Source organism: Anaerobacillus alkalidiazotrophicus, from assembly GCF_001866055.1.
The window spans coordinates 263,610-284,709 of sequence record NZ_MLQS01000017.1 but is presented as its reverse complement, the minus strand read 5'-3'; the positions used below and the strand labels follow the sequence as shown (position 1 = coordinate 284,709).

The following is a 21,100-nucleotide window of genomic DNA, read 5'->3' as shown; positions in this document are numbered from 1 at the left end:
TACAAAAAACCACCTGGTAATTGTTGCAAGAAAAGTCGAGGTGCCTCGATTAGGTCCTTGGCACCGGAACTAGACAAAGAAAAGTGGAGACTCACACAAAGGGTTGCTCTTTACCTACTTTATGTGAGTTGAAATACTCCAAAAGCTAGAACTTGAAAAATATTTATCCCACTCTTAAGGGGCAAGTAAGACCCCCACCTCAAAACTTAAAAAAATCGAGAAGTTTAGGTGGGGGATAAACTGCCCCTAAAGGTCCGATATAGAATAACTTTCATCAGTGATAGCTGATGATTAGTTATTATTATGCCTGTGGTATAAGTTGAACTAACAATCAGTGGGGGATGAAGGAAAACCCCCACTGATTGAAGTTCAGCTTTATCGCTAATTATTATAATAATTCTCCAAACGCATTATCGGTTTCTTTAGTTGGGAAAATATCAATTATTTCTACATTTGAAACAGCTTCTTGCACCAATGCTTCAATATCTAACTTTTCTTCAAATAAATTTGCTTTATCTCTAGTTGGCTTAGTTTTTGTTTCCGGTGGTAAAAAGATTGTACAACAATCTTCATAAGGAAGAATTGATAAATCATATGTTCCAATTTTTTGCGCGAGTTCAATTACCTCTAATTTATCCATAGTTACTAATGGACGTATCATCGGCATATTCGTTACCTCATTGATCGTATGCATACTGTGTAAGGTTTGACTTGCAACTTGCCCAAGGCTTTCACCAGTAGTAATAGCAAAAGCCTTTTGTTCTTGAGCTATTCTCTCACTTATTCGAAGCATCATTCGACGCATAATAGTCATTGTATAGTTACTTGGTATATTTTTGTGTATTGTCATTTGAGTTTTTGTAAAAGGAACAACATGAAGTCTAATTTTTCCACCGTACTCTGTTAAGACTTTGGTTAAGTCTATAACCTTTTGTTTTGCTCGTTCGTTTGTATAAGGCGGGCTGTGAAAGTGAATTGCTTCAATCTTCACACCACGTTTCATAGCCAAATAACCAGCAACAGGACTATCAATCCCTCCTGAGAGCATTAGTACTACTTTACCACCAGTCCCTACAGGAAGCCCACCAGAACCTTTGTAAACCGCGCAACTTATATAAGTAGAAGTTTCTCTTACTTCTACTTTTACTTCAATATCGGGTTTATGTACATTTACTGTTAAATCTTTAGTATTCCTCAAAATATAGCTACCAACTTCGTAATTTAACGTTTGCGAATTAATCGGAAAACCTTTATTCGCTCTTTTGGCGGATACTTTAAATGTCATTGTTCCAGACAGTACTTCCGAAATAGCTCTTAATGCTCCATCTTGAATTTTTTCAAGCTCATTATCAACCTTAACCGCTAAACTAAAGGAATGTATGCCAAATATTTTTGACAGTTTTTCAGCGATCTCTTCATGATTTTCTCCATTTAATTTAATAAACATTCTTCCAAACGTTCTCTCAATTTTGGCAGCTGGATAAGGCTTTAATGCTACCTTAATATTTTCTTGCAATCTTCTTTCAAACGTAGATCGATTTTTTCCTTTTAATGCTAGTTCGGCGTATCGAATAACTATGTGATCATAATTCATACTTATTACCTCATCACTTCTTTTAATTGTTTTATTATTTCTTTTAAAGCTAAAATGAACTCATTAACCTCATCTACTGTATTTCCAAACGAAAAACTAACCCTAATAGCACTTTCCGCCCTTTCTAAACCAATACCTGTAGACATTAATACACGACTAGGCTCTGCTAATTTCGAGGAACAAGCAGACTTAGTAGAAACGTACATTTTTCTTTCACCTAGCGCTTGAATAACCACTTCAGGCTTCATTTTCGGTATTGAAAAATTAATAATATGTGGGGCACTATTTTCCATAGGGCTATTAATTATTACACCCTCTATTTCATGAAGATTATTAACTAAATGATCTCTTAGCTCTCTTAAGTGTTCCTTATTTTCCACATATTTTTCCATAGATATTCTTAGCGCTTTGGCCATCGCAATAATCCCTGGAATGTTTTCTGTTCCAGCGCGTAAATTATGTTCTTGAACTCCACCTGTAAGCAATGGATATAACCTTACACCATTGCGGACATATAAAACCCCAGTCCCTTTAGGCCCATGAAATTTATGACCAGAAATCGTAAGCAGATCAATATGATAATCTTTTATTGATATTGGCACTTTACTCATTCCTTGTACGTGATCAACATGGAAATATACTTTAGGGTATTTTGCGAGTAGCTCTCCAACTTCTCTAATAGGCTGTATTGACCCTAATTCATTGTTCACATGAATCATCGATACAAGAATTGTGTCATCACGTAGTTCCCTTTTCAATTCTTCTATAGAAATAACCCCGGCTTCATTTACGTTCAAATACGTTACATGAAAGCCACGTTTTTCTAATTGCTCATAAGCCTCAAAATTTGACGCATGTTCTACTTGCGTAGTAATAACGTGTTTCCCTCGACCTTGATGTTGTAAGGCAGTCCCTTTTATTGCTAAATTATTTCCTTCTGTCCCACCAGAAGTAAAAATAATTTCTTTTTTATTAACTTTAAGAAGCTTTGCTATTTGATCTCTTCCTTGATCCAATAGTATTTCTGCCTCTTTTCCTAATGTATGTAAAGACGAAGGATTTCCAAAAAACACTTCTGAAACCTTACCATAGGTTTCAATTACTTCTTTATAAGGTTTAGTTGTAGCACTATTGTCAAAGTAAATCATTGCTACTCTCCTTTAAAAATTTCTAAAAATAAAATTATTGAGCAAAGAAATAATACTAACGGATTTTTCACAAAATCTTTGCATTTAAATATAATATCACAACTGAATAAGGATTAAAATAGTACCCGAATACAGCTGTATTTTAAAACTTTTACATTACGACCATAGTATCTCACTTAAACGAATTAAAGACCAACAATCAATGTTGGTCTTTGTTTATAATTGATAATAAAACGTCAATCGAAATTACTCCATCTGGGGCATATTTCGCAAAATCTCCTTTTCGAATTCCACGAGTTATTATATCAATTCCATCGTTAGTTGTTGCTATTTCTTTTTGTTCTTTTAATACATCTTCTTCCCTTGGATCTGTTGTTGGTTCCTCTTCTGCATTTTGTAGACTACTAATTTGGGTTGGTTCACTATAAAGAGTTTTTTCATTGACAAGAAATGTATGCATAACCATGAACCAAACCGTTATACATGCTACTCCAACAACCGAGAGCAATAGCCATCTTACCACCAACATCACCACCTTTTCACTTTTAATATTACCCTAAAATAGCTGTTTTTGTACACAACTGCCAATAATTTCATCCTCATATTTAACATACACTATTCATTATAAGGAGAAAGAAAACTCTCAAATCAAAAGGTGCTGGCACTAGTCAATTTTCCAACTTGAGGATTTACGCTTTCTTATCCTTTGAAAAAAGATCTAGCATAAGCTAGACCTTTTCCATAACATAAGAACTAATTTTTTCTAACACATTAGGATCAACTGTCTCAATCGCTGTTAACGCAATCTCTAGCGAGTCTCCATACTGATAGTTTCGAAAACTTTCTTCCGCTTTATTTAATTCCTCATGGATATAAGCATTGTTGCTTCTAAAACGATTCCCGTATTGGATGACTCTCTCAGTAGTTAATGCCTGTTCGACCGTAGCTGTAATCAAGTTATACACTTCATTTACATTTTCTAATGCTAACTCCATTGCATTATTCACCTCTTGAATAACAAGGGGAATTTTTTCCATTCTATCATTAGCTTCACTCAGACTTGCTTGGGCCTCATCCAATTTATAGAGAATTTCCTCTGGCAAACCCGGTATGTTGCTTTTTTTAATTATTCGTTGACCTTGATGAATTTTCCCTCTAAGTTCCTTTAAGGTTTCTTTAGCCTTTAATTCATCTTTACGTAATGCATTAAGTGTCTGTTGACAATTTTCTAGTGTACTTTTCCGATCGACTAGTTCTTCTTTATATTCCTCAATACTCTTTTTAATATCAATATACGATTGTTTATATCCGAAAACTAATTCCTCAATTACCCTCAATCTATTTAATTGATCTTTCATTTGCTTTTCAATTTTCAAAGTTAATTTTAAATCATCTTCAGGTATACGATAACTAAGTTTCACATTCTCCACTTCATTTTTCAGTCCCAAAAATTGTTCATGTAAACTTTTGGTTTCTTCATTAATGTTATAAAGTTCATAATGTACATATTGCTTAGCTAACACCTCTTGTTCTAGCGTATCATATATTTCATCAATAATATGGTAAATTCCCGTAACTGGACTAGTGACAGCTTCAACGTCCCCTTCTTCAACAAGATTAAAAAGTTGTTTTAATTCCTTTTTTATTTCTTGAATATCATTTTTGAATGAGAAATGTTCAAGTATATAGCCGTCCTCTTCCATCTCCCTTATTCCTAGTAAAAGTTCTTCGATTTGGGATGGAATTTCCTTTTGAATTTGCACGAGAATTTTAGGTGTTTCATCAATTTTCCACTTTTCCTTAGCGATCTCTTCTTTCATCATCGTTAATATTTCACTAGCTTCAAAATAATTACCTTCTTTTGTAGCGTGCTCAAAAAACAAAAATGATTTATCAATCTCTTTTATTCTGCTTTCAAAAGAATTGACCGTTGTACCTAAAGCACCTTTATTTACTGAAAAATGAGCCTTCAATTCATTGAAAAAACTACGAATTTCATCAATTTGTTGACGATTCTCTTCTTCGCTTTGTATCAATGATTTTATATCTGCCATCATTAGTTGAATACTATTTTCGATATTCGTTAATTCTTCTGCAATTATTATCGATATATTTTTTGCTTTTACAAATCTATACTTATTTGCTGCTTCTTCAATATCAAATAACTTTTCTTCTAAATTTGGAAGCTTTAAAGTAATGATATCATCCCATTCATTGCGCCAACTTTCAAATTTAGTTTCCGTCTCCCCAGACATATTTAAGCCTTTAATTTTTGAAATTTCATCCGCGACCGGTTTATTCATAATCTGAATCTTCCAAGCTTCTAGCCGATCGACTTCATTGTATATTTTTTTCCTTGATATTACGCCATAAATAATAAACGCTAAAGTAATGATTAATAATCCGTAAACAACCTGCATCTGTACGAGTCCTCCCACCTAATAATCATTTTATGTATGTTCGTTCTTACTTGAAATTTCCCCTAAGTAAATTTTGATTTGTTATGAATATTTAACACCATAAATTTTCCGTATATTAGATAAATTCTTTAAACAGTGGCTTTTTTTCATCCACAACTAAATGTCAATTAAAATAATGCAATCTTAAAGACAGTTCATCCCATCTAACCCTTTTGTTTCTCATAAGTTTTAAGTTGGATTTATGTTTCAGTTTAAGAGTGTACTAAAATTCATATTTTCAATATTAACATGATACCATGAATAAACAAATTTTGACTTATTTTTTTTTACAAGGCAAAAAAAAATCAAAAGGTTTCATTTTCTCCTATATTGGAGAACCATCATTACCCTTTGATCGTCACTTAATATAAAGCTATATTCAATTGTTTTTTAATTTTTTCATCATTTTCAGTATACAAAAATTCTTGCAACCATTTTTTAATATGCTTCATATATTGTTGAACAAAGTAACTCTCATGAGGATATAGATGATAAACTTCACGGATATATTGAGGTTGTGAATAAGGCATTGTTAATAGTGCTCGTATTTGTATTGAAATAAAATCACAAGATAAATTTCGGAACTCTTCTTTATCAATTCCTGCTTCGATAATCGCCTTCATGAAATGTTTTTCCTTCATAAAATAAGTCATCATTAATTCTCTAACTAATGTTGAATCTAATGTTACTTCCCTATGAACAAACCTTGCTAAATGATGGTTATGCTGTTGATATTTCAGTATTTTTTCCACTATTGAAAACAAACAGGTTTTTGGAGATGCCGATTTTAAATCTTGATATGCTTCTTCTAAAATTTTGTTATAACCTTCAAAAAATTCAACCATTAACTCCTCTAGTAACCCTTGTTTATTACCAAAGTAATATGAAATTAACGCAACATTCACTCCAGCTCGATCAGCAATTGACCGAATTGACGTACCACTATAACCTTTTACATTAAATAGCGATACTGCGGCATCTATTACTTTTCGTTTTGTTTTTTCACCTTTATCCATAACCTTCACCTCTACCCTTTTTCATTTTTTCTTCAATCATTCATGATTTATCTGCTAGGTGAAAAAAGACCCCTTCATTACTTTTTTATCCATGCTACTCCGCTTAATATGTTACTTCTTACTATTCCATAGGATCTCCTGCCTAATATTATCGATAGTAACCTAAAATCTTTCATCAATATCTGATAAAAAACGAGATAAAAAATTGAAATAAACGAAGAAAAAAAGTAAGAAATTCCGAAAAATAGAGTTTAATCTCGAAATGCATAGAAAAAAAAAGAGAGTTGATAGTCATATAAGGAAACCTTTAATAACTATCAACTCCATATTTTTTACGTATTAACAATATCGTCTCCGTAGATAACTACAGCATTTTTCCCACTTCTTTTTGCTTTATATAAAGCTTGATCAGCGTATCTAAATAATGTTTTTAATGATTTATCTCGATCAATCTGCTTCCAATCCGAAACCCCACAAGAGATCGTTACTGTGGGATTTGTAATTTCTTTAACTTTTTTTCTGATCCGTTGGGCAACTAATTCCCCAACCTGTTTGTCTGCCTTTGGAAGGTAAACAGCTAATTCTTCTCCGCCCCATCTAGCAGCGATATCAGTATTTTTTATATTTTCCTTTAAAACATTAGCGACTTGAATTATAATATCATCACCAATTTGATGACCATGGATATCATTTATTTCCTTAAAATTATCAATATCTATTAATAAAAAACAACCATAAGCATCCTTTTCCATCGATTCATTTATTCTTTCATCTAAAAAATTTCTTGCATAAAGTCTCGTTAAATGGTCAGTGATAACTAATTTTTCTAGTTCCTCATGTAGCATAGAATTTGTAAAAGCTAATGTAGAGTGATGAATTAATGACTGAAGTAATTTAAACTTATTAAAAGAAAAATGATATGCATGCTCGTGTACAATGATAACCGCTCCTTTTAGTTCACCTTTTTGCACCATTGGAACAGCAATAAAGGAACGAAACGGTCTTAATAAATGGGGTTCTTGAGACGCTAGATCTCCAATAAACAATGCATCCATATCCATTTTAATTCGTTCAAAAAAAGGTGCTATTTCTTCTGTACTTGATTCTTTTAAAAAGTATTTCGTACTACCTTCAATCACTTTAATTTGACCATTCTTTCGAAACATAAAGAAACCTATTTCTTGAGCATTAAATGAAAGCTTAATCTGCTTTGTCATATAATTAATAGTTTCTGATAACCTTAAATTTAAGTTAAGTTGGTGAGCTGTTTTATTTATTAACTGTAAATCTTCGACAAGTTGCCTTGACTGCTGATAAAGTTCGGCGTTTTCAATGGCATTTCCCCCTGTGTCTGCTAATACTTCTATAAACTCTATTTCATGATTTTTAAAAACCGAAGAGTGTCTCCCAATAATTTTCAACACACCATATACTCCCTGTTTCCCTCTTAGAGGAGCATAAACAATAGAGTTTTTTCCCTTCCTTAACCTTTCAATGTGTATTTTCCCAGTTAAGTAGGCATTAGTCGCCATCTCATTTGTTGTATCTTTACTATAACTTAGTTGTTGAACTGGTAAATCTTCGCCTACTTCCCACTCATGTGACAATAGAAGTTGTATTTCAAAGGTTGAGAATACTTGCTTTGAAGCATTGATAATCTCAGCTAAGATTGCACTCACATCCATTGTAGAATGGAACTTCTTCGTCAATTGTAGTAAAAGTTCTTTTCGCTTCTGATCTTTCTGTTTTTTTTCATATGTTAAAAGTTTATAAATTAACTTTTTAACTTTCTCAATTATCTCTACAACAATATTAATATGATCAGATTTGATCTTACCATGTTTTTTTCCGCAAACCAAAACCGTCCATAGTAATTGATTATACTCAATTGGGATTAATACAAAATCCTCAAAACATTCATCATAAACTAGAATTCCATTTTCGTTAGCTACACGTTTCGTTATTACATTTACACAGTCACGATCTTCTACTGTCATTAATAATTTATTAATATCTTCAGTTCGTAATAGGTAACGTTCAGAAAGTACAAATGAGCTTGTTGCATAACAAGGTCTTAATAAATCTTCATTCCGATTTAGAAGAGTTAATAAAAAATCATGTTCACTAAACATTTTTTTAAATTCATTTAAAAACGCTTCTGCAAATACTGGAAACTCATCAGTATAATCTGTTTCCTTTAATATTTGAATAATCATTCTGTCAAAGGTTTCAACTTGATAATTCGTGTCATTTTTGTATGCAATGTATTTAGATGTCATGACAAGCGATTGCTTTAACCCAAACAATAAAGGGCGAACCATTTTAGGATCAGTATCTATAACTGCAATAATGATACCTAAATAACCGTCCCAAGAATGATAATTATTTGGCACTCGTAGTGTAAGGGGAATAGCGTCGATTAGGTAATCCTGCTTTTTATATGGTACATGATCTAATTCGATTTTATTAGGAAAACAATTTATTATTTCTAAGTCATTGGGATCAACAACCCCAATTTCTTTCATTATTACCATTTGCCCCTCTTTATTAGCTATAAAAAAAACGCAAGGAGAAATGGTTTCACAGAACTGCTCTTCTAGGTGAAATGCACTATAAAAGATTTCAGAAAAATCTATAACATCTATATTCTTATCCCCTTTAATCATTAAGCTCACCTCACTTATTGCACAAGTTACGTTAAATTTCTGTAGCTATTCTATAATTATATTAGAAATAGTTATTTTTTACTATAAAAACCTAAAAATTAACATTCTATTTATCTTCGCACAATACTACTTACCTTTGTCTTTGACAGGTAAGGTACATTTTCAACTAAAAATAGTTTGATGTCGGCGGATTGGACTTATGAAATTCTCACTAAATATTTTTTGAAAGTATATAACCTATTTTATCTTACATCTTAAGGTAGAATAATTAGTCAATCCTTTATTGACCAGACTAAGGTTAACTTTTTATTAAGTAAAACTTGACTTTCTTTACTAGAAAACATATACTCTTATTTGTGTAAAATAAGACAGCCAAGGTAAACTTCATCTGACACTCTTCTCATTTTATACCTCCTTTATTGCGGCTGCAATTAGTAAAGAGGTGCATTGTGTAACTTCCAGCTGTCGAAGCGAAAGTGCATGAATATAAAATGAGCTTTTGAAGGGATTACTAAAACTGTTGTTATTTTATCAATACTAAAATAACAAAGGAGGAGTCATTCATGGCTCGTTATACAGGTCCATCTTGGAAATTATCTCGTCGCTTAGGGATTTCATTAAGCGGAACAGGAAAAGAATTACAAAAACGTCCTTACGCACCAGGACAACACGGTCCTAACCAAAGAAAGAAATTATCAGAATACGGTGTTCAGCTTCAAGAAAAGCAAAAACTTCGTCATATGTACGGTGTAAATGAGCGTCAATTCCGTCGCATTTTCGATGATGCTGGTAAAATGCCTGGAATTCACGGTGAGAATTTCATGATTTTACTTGAGTCACGTTTAGATAACATCGTTTACCGTATGGGCTTAGCTCGCACACGTCGTGGAGCTCGTCAATTAGTAAACCATGGTCACATCGTTGTAGATGGTGGACGTGTTGATATTCCATCATACCGTGTTAAACCTGGTCAAACGATTAGTGTTCGCGAAAAATCAGCTAACCTTGCTGTAATTAAAGAAGCTATTGAAGTTAATAACTTCGTACCTTCTTACATCGAGTTTGATGCTGAAAAATTACAAGGTACTTACACTCGTTACCCAGAGCGTTCTGAGTTACCTGCTGAAGTTACTGAGCAACTTATCGTTGAATACTACTCACGTTAATAAAAAAAACCACGCGTTGCGTGGTTTTTTTTTACATAATCAGAATTTATCCCACTCTTAAGGGGCAGTAAGACCCCCACCTCAAAGCTTAAGAAAATCGAGAATTTTAGGTGGGGGATAAACTGCCCCTAAAGGTCCGATATAGAATAACTTTCATCAGTGATAGCTGATGATTAGTTATTCTTATGCCTGTGGTATAAGTTGAACTAACAATCAGTGGGGGATGAAGGAAAACCCCCACTGATTGAAGTTCAGCTTTATAAATTTCTAATTTGGAAACTGTCTAGCGCAAGCAGCCTATCGCTCGTGACCAAGGCGCTTGCGCTTTTCTTGATTTAATGAATTTCACAATTCATTTTTTGTCAATAAGATACTATATCTAGTTAGTCGAACCAGTAACTAGATATAGATTTTTGCGGCTGATTTTTGGTAATTATGAATTTCGATCAATTGTTATATTTAATCACGAAATACTTCTTTTTACCACGTCGGACAATTGTAAACTGATTTTCAATCCGATCTTGAGTAGTAATCACTTTGTCTAGTTCAGTTGTGCGGACACCATTAACATAAATAGCACCATTCTGAATATCTTCTCTCCCTTGGCGCTTTGATGGTGAAATTTTAGCAGTAACTAACAAATCTAATAAGCTAATTTCTTTCTCACTACTTTCAAAAGACGGAACATCTTTAAAGCCTTGCTTTATTTCATTAGCATTCAAGTCTGCAATATTTCCACTAAACAATGCTTCTGAAATTCGAATTGCTTGAGATAATGCTTCTTTTCCATGAACAAGCTGTGTTACTTCTTCTGCTAATTTTCTTTGAGCACTTCTCTTTTCAGGTGCTGTACGTACTTCCTCCTCTAAGACATTAATTTCTTCATGACTTAGGAAAGTGAAGTATTTTAAGAACTTAACAACGTCACGATCATCAGTATTTATAAAAAACTGATAAAGTTCATACGGAGAGGTTTTTTCTTCATCTAACCATATTGCTCCACCTTCAGTTTTACCAAATTTAGTTCCATCACTTTTCGTTACCAATGGAATTGTAAAACCAAAAGCTTTCGCTTCACCTTCTGTTGACTTTCTAATCAACTCAAGTCCTGCTGTAATATTCCCCCACTGATCACTTCCACCAATTTGCAAACGACAATTTTCATTTTCATACAACTTCAAAAAGTCAAAAGATTGTAAAATCATGTAACTAAATTCAGTAAACGAAATCCCTGTTTGAATTCTTGACTCAACTGAGTCTTTCGCTAACATATAATTCAGTCCAAAATTCTTACCTACATCTCTTAAAAACGAAATAACATCTAAACTCCCAATCCAGTCGTAATTATTAACCGTTTTTGCAGCATTGTCTCCACTAAAATCCAAAAAACGAGATAATTGTTCTCTAATGCGATTACTAAATTGGATAACAATTTCTTTTTCATTTAAAGTACGTTCAGCTTTTTTTCCACTCGGATCTCCAATTAATCCCGTAGCCCCCCCAACAAGAGCAAGAGGTTTATTTCCAGATAATTGAAAACGACGTAACGTTAATACTGTTAATAAATGACCAATATGCAAGCTATCTGCAGTCGGATCGAATCCACAGTATAATGTTACTTGTCCTTCTTCTAATTGCTTTTTTAATCCTTCTAAATCTGTTACTTGATTGATCAAACCTCGATATTCTAAATCCTTTAATAAATCCATTTTTTTCTCTCCTTATTTTGATGACAAATTTGACTTTAAACCATGCCGTTTTTTAAACCGTTCCTTTTTACTTTAATTGAAATTTTATATACATTAATGAATTTCATAATACAGATTTTTCTCAACTTGGAAACTGTATCTATTAATTGTGCATTTCAACTAGGTATAGTTTTACGTGGTTGAATTAGTAAAAAAATTTCAATAAAGTACAAAAAAAGTCCGCCCCAAAGAAGGGACGAACTTACGATCGCGGTACCACCCTTGTTGAAAGTAATGAATACTTCCCACCTCGGAAATATAACGGATTAACCGTCCACTGCTAGTTAAATATACAAATAATATTTGTTCACAGAGGATGCTCTTGGAAGTAATTCATAAGTATTTTTGTACTGGTTTTCAGCTTCCACCAGCTCTCTAAAACAGGGAAATACTTACTACTGTCTCCATTCATAGCTTAGCCTTATTTAAATATATTATTGGTTAATTTTTATCAAAAAAATACCAACGTGTCAATATTTCTTTTTTCGTTAACATTCAAACAATAAATCGACAATGTATGCTATAATGTTTGTTGATTATGTAGGAGGTATTATTTATGGATAATAAACGGTCTGAACGACGCTTCTCAATCAATATGATTGCCAAATTTTTAAGTGAAAAAAAGATATTTAAAAGCTTTCGTATAACATATCAAGTAGTTTGGAATTTACTGTTAATATTCCTTATTTGCTTTGTTTCACTTGCTCTTTTTGTAGGTGGGGCAGGCGCAGGTTATTTTGCATCTCTTGTAATGGACGAAGAAATACGTAGCAAAGAAGAAATGAAAATGGATATTTACAATTATGAAGAAATTTCAGAAGTTTTCTTTGCAGACAACGTACTCCTCGGTGCATTACCTTCTGAATTAGAACGAAGAGAAGTTCAACTAGAAGATGTCTCTGATCATTTGATTAATGCTATTATCGCAACAGAAGATGAGTATTTTTTCGAACATGAGGGAATTGTACCTAAAGCTATTTTAAGAGCAACTTATCAGGAATTTTCCAATTCCTCACTTCAAACCGGTGGAAGCACTTTAACGCAACAGTTAATTAAAAACCAAATTTTAACAAACGAAGTTTCATTTGATCGCAAAGCCAAAGAAATTCTATTAGCAATGCGCTTAGAAAACTTTTTTGAAAAAGAGGAAATTTTAGCAGCATATTTAAATGTTGTCCCTTTTGGAAGAAATGCTAATGGAAGAAATATCGCTGGAGTTCAAGCTGCTGCTCAAGGGATATTTGGAGTTGACGCTAAAGATCTTTCGCTTCCACAAGCTGCTTACATTGCTGGCTTACCTCAAAGTCCTTTTGGCTACACTCCATTTTTATCACAAGGTCGAGGTGTGAAAGAAAATTTAGACCCATCGTTAAACCGGATGAGAACTGTGTTAACGAGAATGCGAGAAAAAGGCTATATAAACGAAAAAGAATTTGAAGAAGCATTAAATTATGATATTAGAGCTAACTTAACGGACCCACTTCCATCAAGTCATCAAAAATATGGAGCACTTATGCAAGAAGCAGAAAGAAGAGCCATTGAAATATTCTCAAATAAGTTAATGGAAGATGACGAGGTAAACCTTAATGAAATAGAAGATCGTGATGAAAGAATAATATTACAAAGCCAATACCGTGAAAAAGCTCGTCGTGACTTACGCAGAGATGGTTATCAAATACACATGACCATTAATAAGGAAATTTATGATGCTCATCAAGAAGTAATAAAAAACAATAACTTATTCGGACCTGCTAATAAACTAGGTGAACCTGAAGAAGTAGGAGCGATTTTACTTGATAATAAAACTGGAGCAATTATTTCATTTGTCAGTGGGCGAGACTTTCAACGGCAAAGCTTAAACCATGCTACTCAAGCGTATCGGCAAAATGGCTCAACGATGAAACCATTATTAGCTTATGCTCCAGCAATGGAACTAGGTGCAATTCAACCAGGTTATATTATGGCTGATACACCGTATTATTACAAAAGCAATCCTAATAAGGCGGTAACAAACTTTGGCAATAACCATTTGGGATTAATGACTGTAAGAGAAGCACTGCAACGATCCAGAAATGTTCCGGCTGTAAAAGCCTTTAATATGATACCGCAAAATTATGGTCGTGAATTATTACTTAAAATGAGGATTACAAACTTACATCCAAATGAGCCATTTGAATCTACTTCTTTAGGTGGTCTTATGTATGGTGTTACGGTTGAACAAAATACTAATGCCTACTCTGTTTTTGCTAATGAAGGGAAGTTTATTCCATCATACATGATTGAAAAAATTGTAGCTAAAGATGGCGAAATTATTTATAACCATGAACATGAAGAAATTGAAGTTTTCTCTCCACAAACTGCGTATTTAACACTTGATGTGCTAAGGGATGTCCAAGTCTCTCCTGGTACAGCTTCAAGATTACCAGGAATGCTAAATTTCCGAACTGACCTTGCTGGTAAAACCGGTACAACGAGTGACACCTATGACTCATGGTACGTAGGGTTTAATCCAAACTTTACTATGGGGGTATGGATTGGTTATGATACTAACAGTCCACTACAGGGACAAACCGGACCAAGAACACAGCAAATTTGGGCTAGTCTTGCTAATGCTGCACATAAGATTGATCCTGGTTTTATTGGTACAAACGAAAGGTTTAAAATGCCGAGTGGTATCGTACGTCAATCATTTTGCGGAGTAACTGGACTATTACCATCTGACTTATGTCGGGAAGCAGGTCTTGTAAAAACAGATTTATTTAATGCTAAATATACCCCTAATAAGGTTGATAATAGCTTAGAAAGAGTAAATTTTGTAATGCTTAATGGTAAACCATACCTAGCATTAGCGAATTCACCACAAGAATTTACACAAAGAGGAATTTCAATTAAAGGTGACTTGTTTAAAGATATTAACAATATCTTAGATTATCTCCCTAATAATTGGGGTAAAATTATTCCCGATCAAACGGCTAAAGACAATGGAAAAACACCTAGTCGATTGACTACGGTCATCAATGAAAACGGAAATCTTAAGTGGCAAAAGCACCCGGATAACGATATCATAGGCTATCGAATCTACCGTGCTCCAAATGGGAGTGGTAATTTCACACGTTATCAAAGCATTAGATCAGATCAAGAGCTTTCCATCACATTAAGTAGCGGAGCCTTTGCCTACAAAGTAACTGCAGTTGATGTTGTCGGAAGGGAATCAGAAGCATCATCTCAAATCATTACTGGTAATTGGCAAGAAAAAATACCGGATGATAATGCAGATAGTGATGATGAAAAGAAAAATGAGAGTAAAAAAGAGGAAAACAACAAAGATAATAAAAAGCAACCTAGTAATAATGATGAAAACAACGAAGATAATAAAAAGCAACCTAGTAATAATGATGAAAACAACGAAGATAATAAAAAGCAACCTAGTAATAATGATGAAAACGATGGAAATGGCAACAATGGAGAGAGTGAAAATCCTCCAAACTCTACAGATTAATATATTTTACCAATTTCACCCGGCTTATCTTTAGCCGGGTTTTTTTAAACAAAACTAATAGAATGTTAAACTTTGAATGCTCGCTTATCCTATAATGCCATGCCAAATTCGTTTTCCTTATTTAAAGAAGCGAAAGAAACAAAATCACAGTTGAAACTGTACTCGCTCATATACGTGACTTAAAAGAAAGTAGTTTTAAGTTTGTAAATTTGATTCGAATCTAATTAATTTATTCCACACTTTGAAAGTGAAAAAAGTGGAAGCATTCACAGTTTTTGCTTCCACTGACTTTTTACAGTATTTTCTCTAGCATATTTTGAACAATAGTATAAGAACGTTCTGATGCGAGCTTAGTAAATTCGGTAAAATTAACATTTGCTTCACCATTGGCTTTGTCTGACATTGATCTAATCACAACAAAAGGTATACTATTTAACATTGCCACATGTGCAACAGAAGCCCCTTCCATCTCCACACATTTCCCTGAAAATACTTTGTCAAGCTCTTCTACCTTTTTATGATCAGCAATAAATTGATCTCCACTTAATACCCTTCCAGTTACTACATTTACTCCTTCCAAGCAACTTGAAGCTTGTTGAGCTAACTCTATAAGCTCACTATCAGCTGGAAAATCAGAAGAAAAATCAAACATCGGTACTTCACCTTTTTTAAACCCTAATGCAGATGCATCAAGATCGTGCTGGACTGCACTAGTAGAAATAACAATATCACCAATATTTAAATCATGGTCAACAGCACCTGCTACTCCTGTAAAAATAATTTTGGAAACAGAAAAGTGATCGATAAGAAGTTGAGTAGTAATGGCAGCATTGACTTTTCCAACCCCAGATTTACAAATCACTACGTCTTTTCCTTTAAAAATGCCAACATAAAAAGTTATTGTTGCTTTTACAACTTCTTCTTTAAATTCAATGCTTTCCTTAAATAATCTTATCTCCTCATCCATTGCTCCTATTATTCCAATTACCACTTTATGCACCCTCTCAAAATATTTTGATCCGACCTTTAGAGGCAGTTAACCCACAGCAAAACTTTTCAATTTCTAAAAGTTTTGCTGTGGTGTTTTACCGCTCCTTAAGAACCGAATATTTATGTAGTTTATAATAACAACATTAACATTCTACCCTCTCTCCAAAAAAATATAAAGAAACCTAGGTAATACCTAGGTTTTAATATAATTCATTTTCATTATAGTTAGGATCAGAGATAACAATAACAACACGGCGATTTTTTTGTAGGTTTTCTTTTGTTGTATTTGGAACAACAGGCCTAGTATCTCCATATCCTACTGCTAAAAACCGATAAGGATCAATATCGTTATTTTCTATTAAAAAACGAATGACACTACTTGCTCTTGCCCCAGAAAGCTCCCAATTAGAAGGGTAACGAAAGGTATTAATTGGTCTACTATCAGTATGGCCTTCTACCTTTACTAAATTCGGTATCGACTCTAGTAAAGTAGCTACCTTTGTTAAAAAAGGCTTTGCACCATCAAGTATTTGTGCTTCTCCTGTTTCAAATAATGTCCGCTCTTGAAGGACAAGAACTACTCCACGATCATCTCTAGAGGCTGAAATTACTTCATTCAACTGATTATCTATTAAGAATTGTTTCACTTCTTCATACAAGTTGTTTAATTCCTGATTAGTTAGCTCCTCTTTTAACACGTCCTTAAACGGATCGATAACATCATCAAAAGGATCTCTTTTAATTTCGATATCTTCAGCTGGATGATCGAAAGGAATTAATGATGGATAAAACTCAAACATAGCTCGTTGTTGAAAAGACTCAGCAACTGCACGGAATTTTGACGCATCAACAACAGACATAGAAAATAAAAGGATAAAAAAGACTAAAATTAGAGTCATTAAGTCAGAAAAGGTTACCATCCACTTTGGCGCACCTTTATCTTGCTTTTGCTGGCGCCTACGCTCCATCAACTGCCACTCCTTCACTCTCTTCAATGTCTCTTTGTTTACTTGTCTCAGGTAAAAATGCACTTAGCTTTTCTTCTAATATTTTTGGATTTTGTCCTGATTGAACACCAATAACTCCTTCAACGATAATTTGTTTTACAAATACTTCTTCTTCAGTCTTATTTGCTAGTTTACTAGCCATCGGAATAAAAACTAAGTTAGCAAGTAATGTACCATAAAGTGTCGTAATTAGTGCAATAGCCATATTGGGTCCTAAAGTTGCAGGATCATTTAAGTTTTGTAGCATTAATACTAAACCAATGAGAGTTCCAATCATTCCCCAAGCTGGTGCGTACTCTCCGCACTTTTCAATGATTAGGCGTCCTTTCCTATGTCTTTCTTCAGTAGCAACAACCTCAGCCATCATAATGTCTTTAATAATATCAGGTTCAATTCCATCAACAGCTAATAAAACCCCTTTTCTAATAAAAGGATCGTCTACTTCCTCAAGTGAAACCTCTAAAGCCAAAAGTCCTTCACGTCTAGCTTTTGTTGACAAATCAACAAAAGTGTCAATTAACGTAGGTAAATCTTGTTGCGCTTCTCGAAAGGCTTCACGAAGCACTTTCGGAACAAGTTTAACTTCAGCTAACGAGAAATTAATCATTATAGCCCCAACCAAACCACCAATTACAATCAAAACAGAAGATATATGGATAAAATATGCTACACCTGATGGCCCCGCATTATTTAATATCGCAAACATTATTGCTATAATACCAGCTACAATTCCTATTGGTGTCATTATGTCAAATTTTTTCATAAACCTCTCCCTAACTACAATACATAAGATATCTTTAAATCTTAATGAGAGAACTCTAGCTTCTGCATGCCATCTAAACAAAAACTAAAGTTTCTCACCTTTATTTGGTTGATTGTCTAAATTCAATACGATGAGGTAATAAGACAACTTCGTCTGAGACCTCTTCCTTATTCATATACTTTGTCAACAAACGCATTGAAACTGCACCAATATCATACATTGGCTGAACAACAGATGTTAAAGTTGGACGAACCATTGCTGCTAACCTTGTGTTATCAAATCCAATTACCTCAATATCATTCGGTACATTGTAACCTTTATCTTGAGCACCATGAATAATTCCTAATGCCATTTCATCAGTACCTGCAAATATTGCTGTTGGACGTTCATTTAATCCTAAAAACATTTCCATTGCTTCAATTCCTGAATCATATGTGTAATCACCAATCACAACATAATCATCATTAAAAGTGATATTCGCTTCCTCAATTGCTCTACGGTAACCAGCATACTTTTGGTATCCGTTTACTGGATCTTCTAGTGAACCTGATAGCATAGCAACTTTCGTATGACCATTTTCTATTAAGAACTTTACTGCATCGTAAGCAGCTTGTTCATAATTAATATTAACAGAAGGAAACTCTTTTCCTGGATCCACAGTTGCTGATAATACGATTGGAACAGGTGAACGTTTAAATTGTTCTACATGTTCTTCCGTTATTTGACTGCCCATAAATACTATTCCATCCACTTGTTTTTCAAGTAGCGTATTTAAAAGATGAATTTCTTTCTCCTTGTTATGATCAGAGTTACATAGGATGATATTGTATTTATACATTGTTGCTATATCTTCAATTCCTCTCGCTAATTCAGAGAAAAAGATACTAGAGATATCCGGGATAATTACTCCAACAGTAGTTGTTCGTTTACTTGCTAAACCACGTGCAACTGCATTAGGGCGATAACCTAGTCTTTCAATTGCTTCTAATACTTTCTTTCTTGTTGTTGGTTTTACATTTGGATTTCCATTAACTACACGAGAAACGGTTGCCATCGATACTCCTGCTTCTCTTGCAACATCGTAAATTGTTGTATTCACTGATACGTAAGCCTCCTCTATTTTACCAGTAATTGGTTTTCATGTTTTCATGATTTTAATGCTATAATACGACACATTTAGGAGGTCTGCAATCACTTACTGTACTTATATCGACAAAAAACATTCATTTTTTAATTGAAATGAACATTTTAAATCTTAACAATTTATACCATTCGTGATTTCTAGCCCTAATGTTATTGTACACCACAATCGACAAAAGAGTGTATAATTGATTTATTTTTCATTTTATTTTTACAAATTTCGATTATTTATACAACCATTTTCTGTTAGGATATCTCCAATTTTGAATTCGTATACTTTTACTCATAAAGCTGAACTTCAATCAGTGGGGGTTTTCCTTCATCCCCCACTGATGAAAGTTATTCTATATCGGACCTTTAGGGGCAGTTAATCCCCCACCTCTAAGCGTAGCGTAGGTGGGAACTTCCATTCAGGTGGAGTTGAGACTCCATCTGAAATTCCGATGTTCTAGCGAAGCTAGAACGAGTTCTCTTACTGTTCCACTAATAGAAACATACATTTAATTGCTAATGAGATATTTCACAATAACGTTTGTTACACGGTGTTATGTCTCTAAATTTTGTACCCATAAGAATATATAAAAAACCTTCCACATAATCTGCAGAAGGCCGTTAGTATCTATTATTTTTATAGTTTGTATAACCCTGAACCTCGGAGGTCATCCATAAATTTAGCAAATTGATCGAAATCCATTTGTTGTGCTGAATCGGAGAGGGCTACTGCTGGATCTGGATGCACTTCAGCCATCACTGCATCAGCCCCAATTGCAAGTGCTGCTTTAGCAGTTGGAAGTAGTAGGTCTCTTCTTCCTGTCGAATGTGTAACATCAACTAATACCGGTAAGTGTGTTTCCTGCTTTAAAATTGGTACAGCCGAAATATCTAATGTGTTACGAGTTGCTTTTTCATACGTCCGAATTCCTCGTTCGCATAACATGATATTTCCGTTCCCTTTTGAAATAATGTACTCAGCTGCATTAATAAATTCCTCAATTGTTGCCGATAAACCACGCTTTAATAATACTGGTTTTTTAACTGACCCCGCCGCTTTTAGTAATTCAAAATTTTGCATGTTCCTTGCACCTATTTGAATTACATCAATATATTCAACAGCTACTTCTATATCTTTAGGATCAACAATTTCACTAATAACTGCCATATTAAATTCATCAGCTACTCGCTTTAATATTTTTAACCCTTCTAGTCCAAGTCCCTGGAAATCATAAGGAGAAGTTCTTGGTTTAAATGCTCCACCTCGAAGCAACTTTACCCCTTGCTCTTTTAACACTTTAGCAACACTAGCAACTTGTTCATAGCTCTCTACTGAACAAGGTCCAGCAATTAAACGTTGCTTACCATCACCAATTGTTTCACCTTTAACATCAACAATTGTATCTTCAGGTTGATTCTTTCTAGAAACTAACAAAGTGTTTCGACTATCATCTTCTTGGAGTTCTAGACTTAATTTAAAGATTTGTTTAAATATATGTTGTAACGTTGCGGTATCAAATGGGCCTTCATTCTTTTCTGCAATCATATCTAACATTTTTCTTTCACGGACTGGATCAAAACGATTTACACCCTGTGTTTTTTTTACTTGACCAATTTCTTGAACTAATTTAGCCCTTTCATTAATGATATCCAATAATTTAAGGTTAACATCATCTAACTTAACTCTCAACTGTTCTAATTGTTCATTCCCCATTGTTACCACACTCCTCAATTAGTATTTAAAAGTTTTGAAAAATATGTTACATTTCTTATAAGTTAGGGATTATTATAAACGATTATAATTTACTTGTCACGACTTTTATCTTTATTGATTAAACGCTTTTAAGCACTAAAGTACTGTGATTGTATATTACAATACCTTTATGAAACTATTATATTAATAGTAACTAATT

General features: G+C 33.7%; 14 protein-coding genes and 1 other annotated feature. Of the genes, 2 read left to right on the top strand and 12 right to left on the bottom strand.

Annotated elements, in window-relative coordinates:
* Window positions 1–388: 388 nt before the first annotated feature.
* The 6 genes from thiI to BKP45_RS23015 all read right to left on the bottom strand — a co-directional run bounded on the left by thiI (window position 389) and on the right by BKP45_RS23015 (window position 8,883).
* Window positions 389–1,594: a tRNA uracil 4-sulfurtransferase ThiI gene (thiI, locus tag BKP45_RS11665; protein ID WP_071389853.1), complete on the bottom strand. Its 1,206-nt coding sequence runs from the start codon at window positions 1,592–1,594 to the stop codon at window positions 389–391.
* A 5-nt stretch (window positions 1,595–1,599) separates the two neighbouring features.
* Window positions 1,600–2,742 (bottom strand): cysteine desulfurase family protein, encoded by a 1,143-nt coding sequence (locus BKP45_RS11660; protein WP_071389852.1) that lies wholly within the window; start codon window positions 2,740–2,742, stop codon window positions 1,600–1,602.
* A gap of 199 nt (window positions 2,743–2,941) precedes the next feature.
* Entirely contained in the window at window positions 2,942–3,265 is a 324-nt protein-coding gene (locus BKP45_RS11655; protein ID WP_071389851.1) for a hypothetical protein, read from the bottom strand.
* Window positions 3,266–3,470: 205 nt separating this feature from the next.
* The gene (gene ezrA, locus BKP45_RS11650) at window positions 3,471–5,162 is read right to left on the bottom strand and encodes a septation ring formation regulator EzrA (RefSeq protein WP_071389850.1); all 1,692 of its coding nucleotides are present in this window, start codon (window positions 5,160–5,162) and stop codon (window positions 3,471–3,473) included.
* Window positions 5,163–5,563: 401 nt separating this feature from the next.
* The gene (refZ, locus tag BKP45_RS11645) at window positions 5,564–6,217 is read right to left on the bottom strand and encodes a forespore capture DNA-binding protein RefZ (RefSeq protein ID WP_071389849.1); all 654 of its coding nucleotides are present in this window, start codon (window positions 6,215–6,217) and stop codon (window positions 5,564–5,566) included.
* 332 nt (window positions 6,218–6,549) lie between these two features.
* Window positions 6,550–8,883, bottom strand: a complete 2,334-nt coding sequence (locus tag BKP45_RS23015) for a sensor domain-containing diguanylate cyclase (RefSeq protein WP_245747455.1) — start codon at window positions 8,881–8,883, stop codon at window positions 6,550–6,552.
* A 563-nt stretch (window positions 8,884–9,446) separates the two neighbouring features.
* Between BKP45_RS23015 and rpsD the strand changes: the two genes are divergently transcribed.
* On the top strand, window positions 9,447–10,049 hold the full coding sequence (rpsD, locus tag BKP45_RS11635) for a 30S ribosomal protein S4 (protein ID WP_071389848.1): 603 nt from the start codon (window positions 9,447–9,449) through the stop codon (window positions 10,047–10,049).
* A gap of 446 nt (window positions 10,050–10,495) precedes the next feature.
* On the opposite strand, the gene tyrS is transcribed toward rpsD, so the two are convergent.
* Window positions 10,496–11,758: a tyrosine--tRNA ligase gene (gene tyrS / locus BKP45_RS11630; protein ID WP_071389847.1), complete on the bottom strand. Its 1,263-nt coding sequence runs from the start codon at window positions 11,756–11,758 to the stop codon at window positions 10,496–10,498.
* Between the two features lie 228 nt (window positions 11,759–11,986).
* Window positions 11,987–12,218 (bottom strand) — a binding site (T-box leader).
* Window positions 12,219–12,353: 135 nt separating this feature from the next.
* Here tyrS and BKP45_RS11625 point away from each other — a divergent pair.
* Entirely contained in the window at window positions 12,354–15,296 is a 2,943-nt protein-coding gene (locus tag BKP45_RS11625; RefSeq protein ID WP_071389846.1) for a transglycosylase domain-containing protein, read from the top strand.
* A gap of 292 nt (window positions 15,297–15,588) precedes the next feature.
* On the opposite strand, the gene BKP45_RS11620 is transcribed toward BKP45_RS11625, so the two are convergent.
* The 5 genes from BKP45_RS11620 to BKP45_RS11600 all read right to left on the bottom strand — a co-directional run bounded on the left by BKP45_RS11620 (window position 15,589) and on the right by BKP45_RS11600 (window position 20,901).
* The gene (locus BKP45_RS11620) at window positions 15,589–16,287 is read right to left on the bottom strand and encodes a 5'-methylthioadenosine/adenosylhomocysteine nucleosidase (protein WP_071389845.1); all 699 of its coding nucleotides are present in this window, start codon (window positions 16,285–16,287) and stop codon (window positions 15,589–15,591) included.
* A gap of 199 nt (window positions 16,288–16,486) precedes the next feature.
* On the bottom strand, window positions 16,487–17,254 hold the full coding sequence (gene motS / locus BKP45_RS11615) for a flagellar motor protein MotS (protein WP_071389844.1): 768 nt from the start codon (window positions 17,252–17,254) through the stop codon (window positions 16,487–16,489).
* Window positions 17,244–18,056, bottom strand: coding sequence for a flagellar motor protein MotP (gene motP, locus BKP45_RS11610; protein WP_071389843.1), 813 nt, complete (start codon window positions 18,054–18,056; stop codon window positions 17,244–17,246). The genes motS and motP overlap by 11 nt, the downstream gene beginning before the upstream one ends.
* Window positions 18,057–18,156: 100 nt before the next feature.
* On the bottom strand, window positions 18,157–19,155 hold the full coding sequence (ccpA, locus tag BKP45_RS11605; RefSeq protein WP_071389842.1) for a catabolite control protein A: 999 nt from the start codon (window positions 19,153–19,155) through the stop codon (window positions 18,157–18,159).
* A 669-nt stretch (window positions 19,156–19,824) separates the two neighbouring features.
* The gene (locus BKP45_RS11600) at window positions 19,825–20,901 is read right to left on the bottom strand and encodes a bifunctional 3-deoxy-7-phosphoheptulonate synthase/chorismate mutase (protein WP_071389841.1); all 1,077 of its coding nucleotides are present in this window, start codon (window positions 20,899–20,901) and stop codon (window positions 19,825–19,827) included.
* Between the last annotated feature and the right edge of the window lie 199 nt (window positions 20,902–21,100).

What these genes read in the sequence shown, in the direction of transcription:
- thiI (WP_071389853.1), bottom strand. Translation starts at nt 1,594, where the DNA reads ATGAATTATGATCACATAGTTATTCGATACGCCGAACTAGCATTAAAA.
- BKP45_RS11660 (WP_071389852.1), bottom strand. Translation starts at nt 2,742, where the DNA reads ATGATTTACTTTGACAATAGTGCTACAACTAAACCTTATAAAGAAGTA.
- ezrA (WP_071389850.1), bottom strand. Translation starts at nt 5,162, where the DNA reads ATGCAGGTTGTTTACGGATTATTAATCATTACTTTAGCGTTTATTATT.
- refZ (WP_071389849.1), bottom strand. Translation starts at nt 6,217, where the DNA reads ATGGATAAAGGTGAAAAAACAAAACGAAAAGTAATAGATGCCGCAGTA.
- BKP45_RS23015 (WP_245747455.1), bottom strand. Translation starts at nt 8,883, where the DNA reads ATGATTAAAGGGGATAAGAATATAGATGTTATAGATTTTTCTGAAATC.
- rpsD (WP_071389848.1), top strand. Translation starts at nt 9,447, where the DNA reads ATGGCTCGTTATACAGGTCCATCTTGGAAATTATCTCGTCGCTTAGGG.
- tyrS (WP_071389847.1), bottom strand. Translation starts at nt 11,758, where the DNA reads ATGGATTTATTAAAGGATTTAGAATATCGAGGTTTGATCAATCAAGTA.
- BKP45_RS11625 (WP_071389846.1), top strand. Translation starts at nt 12,354, where the DNA reads ATGGATAATAAACGGTCTGAACGACGCTTCTCAATCAATATGATTGCC.
- motS (WP_071389844.1), bottom strand. Translation starts at nt 17,254, where the DNA reads ATGGAGCGTAGGCGCCAGCAAAAGCAAGATAAAGGTGCGCCAAAGTGG.
- motP (WP_071389843.1), bottom strand. Translation starts at nt 18,056, where the DNA reads ATGAAAAAATTTGACATAATGACACCAATAGGAATTGTAGCTGGTATT.
- BKP45_RS11600 (WP_071389841.1), bottom strand. Translation starts at nt 20,901, where the DNA reads ATGGGGAATGAACAATTAGAACAGTTGAGAGTTAAGTTAGATGATGTT.